The organism is Polaribacter litoreus (assembly GCF_054584775.1).
The window spans coordinates 1-2,836 of the sequence record NZ_JBTLRD010000051.1; the positions used below are offsets into that span (position 1 = coordinate 1).

The 2,836-nt window shown below is 29.5% G+C and carries 2 protein-coding genes; both read left to right on the forward strand.

Annotation, left to right across the window (positions count from 1 at the left end; translation table 11 throughout):
• Positions 1 to 536 precede the first annotated feature (536 nt).
• Entirely contained in the window at positions 537 to 2,177 is a 1,641-nt protein-coding gene (locus ACW9UN_RS16920; RefSeq protein WP_459487547.1) for a hypothetical protein, read from the forward strand.
• Between the two features lie 4 nt (positions 2,178 to 2,181).
• Positions 2,182 to 2,607: a hypothetical protein gene (locus tag ACW9UN_RS16925; RefSeq protein ID WP_459487548.1), complete on the forward strand. Its 426-nt coding sequence runs from the start codon at positions 2,182 to 2,184 to the stop codon at positions 2,605 to 2,607.
• Positions 2,608 to 2,836 lie beyond the last annotated feature (229 nt).

Sequence of the window (2,836 nt, forward strand, 5' to 3'; positions counted from 1 at the left end):
TCTAAACGGCTAAAAAAATAATTTGAACGGTATAAATTAAACCTAAAAAAAGGTCAACCTATATCAGGATAATACAATGAAATCATTCTTTTAAATTTGAATTTTGAACAGAAATTGCGTTTTGACATAAGTCGATTAGATTTTGGTAAAATTCGGATTTACAACCAAATTGGTTCTTATTCTGAATTTGAAGTGCATGACCTAATGCAAGTAAATGATTTGAAAGAATATTTTCTGTAATTGGCTTATTGTCGCTCTCTAAATTTTGAAAAGCGCCTAAAAAGCGCCTAAAGACATTTGAATTATTTCTTTAGGAGTATAAAAGGTATGAAGTTCTAACAAAATGAATGAAATTAAAAACGTTTTACAACACCGTATAAAATAAAAAGCTACGATTTTAACTTTTTGCGAAAATCTTGCGAATTTTCAAATTCGAGTTTGTATAAAATGGCAAATGGTTTTAATTCCGCTTCTTAGTTTATACATCCCCGTTAGCAAAAATGTAAAAGAAAATTAGTAACTTTAAAACAATAATTATGAGAAAAAATGCCTTGAAATTTTTAGTATTAACATTGATCGGAATTATAATTTATTCCTGTCAAAACGAAAATGACTTTACTACACAAGTAGAAGAATCTATAAATCTAAATGAACAAGATGGTTTAAAGAAAATGATTTTAGGTAAAAAATTAGAAAACCCATATTCTGTTGAGAATATGAAAAAAGCCTTAAATAATTTAAAGCAATCTAAATTATATGCAAAAAGAAAAGGAACAAGTGAGATTTTAGAAATTACCACTACCCATTTATATATCAGATTCAAGCCAGTAAACGAAGAAGAATTAAATCTTATTGAAAGAGATACTACACTTATCCTTTTTGACCATCCTATGGATTATGAAATAAGTGAAGAAGGAGATTTCTATCAAGACCCAGAAATTCCAGATGAATTGCCAACTTATCAATACACTTCAGTAGAAGTTGACAAAGAACTACCTAATGTACCTTATGAAATATTAGCAAATCTTTACATACCTTATGATGAAAATGAAGATAATGATATTGAAGATGAGAACACATTATCAAAATCAACATCTCAGTTAAATGAAAAAAACATATTAGGTATATTAGAAGAAGAAGCATTAAGAATTACAGGAAATTTAGAGAAAGAAGAAAATAGTACAACTTTACAGAGGTGCTGGTTCTGTCGTCCTTCCAAGTGGCAACCAAAAGGAAAAATAACGCTTTGGGATACAACTTTAGGGCGTTATATAGGCGTTGAAGGTGTAAAAGTAAGAGCTGGTAGATGGTTTAAATGGAGAACAGCAATAACAAAAGCAGATGGTAGTTATGCTTTTGCAGCGAGATTTAGAAGAAGTGTACGTTATAAAATGGACTGGGAACGTTACGATTTTGCTCTACGTAGTGGTTTTTGGGCATCTGCACAATACAGAGGTCCTTATAAAAAAGGGGATTGGAATTGGCAAATAAGAAATGGTGATAGACATCAATATTATGGAACTATTTTTAGAGCCGCTCATCATTACTATTATAAAGATATAAAAGGATTAAGAAGACCACCAAAAAACACTTTTTGGAAATCACAAACAAGAATTAGAGCATCAAGAAAGCAAGACGCAGGCAAGTTAGGTAGTCATTTAGGAGTTAGAAGAGTATGGGGTTTAGGTGATGGTATTTATATTTATACTTTTGGTAGGTCATCTTCTCAAACATACGCTACAACGATTCACGAACTAGCACATGCATCTCATTGGAATTTTCAACGGGTAAATCATAATGTTAGTAAACTTATTCTTGCGGAATCTTGGGCTAGAGGAGTTCAGTGGGAATTAACAAGGATGGTCTACCCTAGTTATGAACCACAATATTCAACATTAGGATATACTGGTTTTGTTCAAGATTTAATTGATAGACCGGGTATCAGAAAAAGTACTAATTTATATTATGATAAAGACGAGGGTAAGACTTTAAGACGTCCAACTGGCTTTAAATCTTACACAGATAATGTATCTGGATTTACTATAAGACAGTTAGAAGATGCTTTGAAAGGTATAAATACTTTTAATGGTTGGAGAAACCAAATTAAATCAATGAATCCAAACAATCCAACAAAAGAAAATATAGATGAAACTTATAATTTTTGTAATAATCAATAAAATAATGAAAAAAACTAAAATTAATATAATTAGAATCTTAAGTAGCATAATCTTATTAACTTCTTGTACTGACAAAGGCTGTAGTGGTATTCTAGATATTACAGATACCATAATGAATAATACTGATTACGAATTAAAAATTAATATATGGGGTAGTTTTCATTTAAGCACTCTTAAAGGCGAAAATATTTTAAACATTAATAAAAATAGTGAAATAAGTAGAAATTTTGAATTTCAAAATTTAATAATAACTAATTCTGACTCTTTATTAATTACATTTGATAATAAAAGAAAACTACTCTTAAAAGGTAATTCAAGTCTTTCAAAAAGAATTCAAGTAAATAATGACGATTGTAGAGAATATAATACTTATAATTTCACAAACGAAGATTATGTTAACGCAGAAGATTGTAAAGGAAATTGTGAATAAATACTTTTGCTAACACCGTATAAAAAAAATTGCTGGTAAAAGCCAATTTACGAAAGTCCTCGCGGACTTTCTATCTGTGATTTATTTGCTAAGTTTAGTGCTTAAACCACGCAACTTTTCTTATACAACAACGTTATGTTTTATTGCTCAGGTGTACTTTCCTGAAATAGGTTGACTAAAAATTAAGCAATTAATGATAGTCACTTATGAAAAACCAAAAACAACACTG

Coding starts and splice junctions, on each gene's coding strand:
- ACW9UN_RS16920 (WP_459487547.1), top strand. CDS start 537: ATGAGAAAAAATGCCTTGAAATTTTTAGTATTAACATTGATCGGAATT.
- ACW9UN_RS16925 (WP_459487548.1), top strand. CDS start 2,182: ATGAAAAAAACTAAAATTAATATAATTAGAATCTTAAGTAGCATAATC.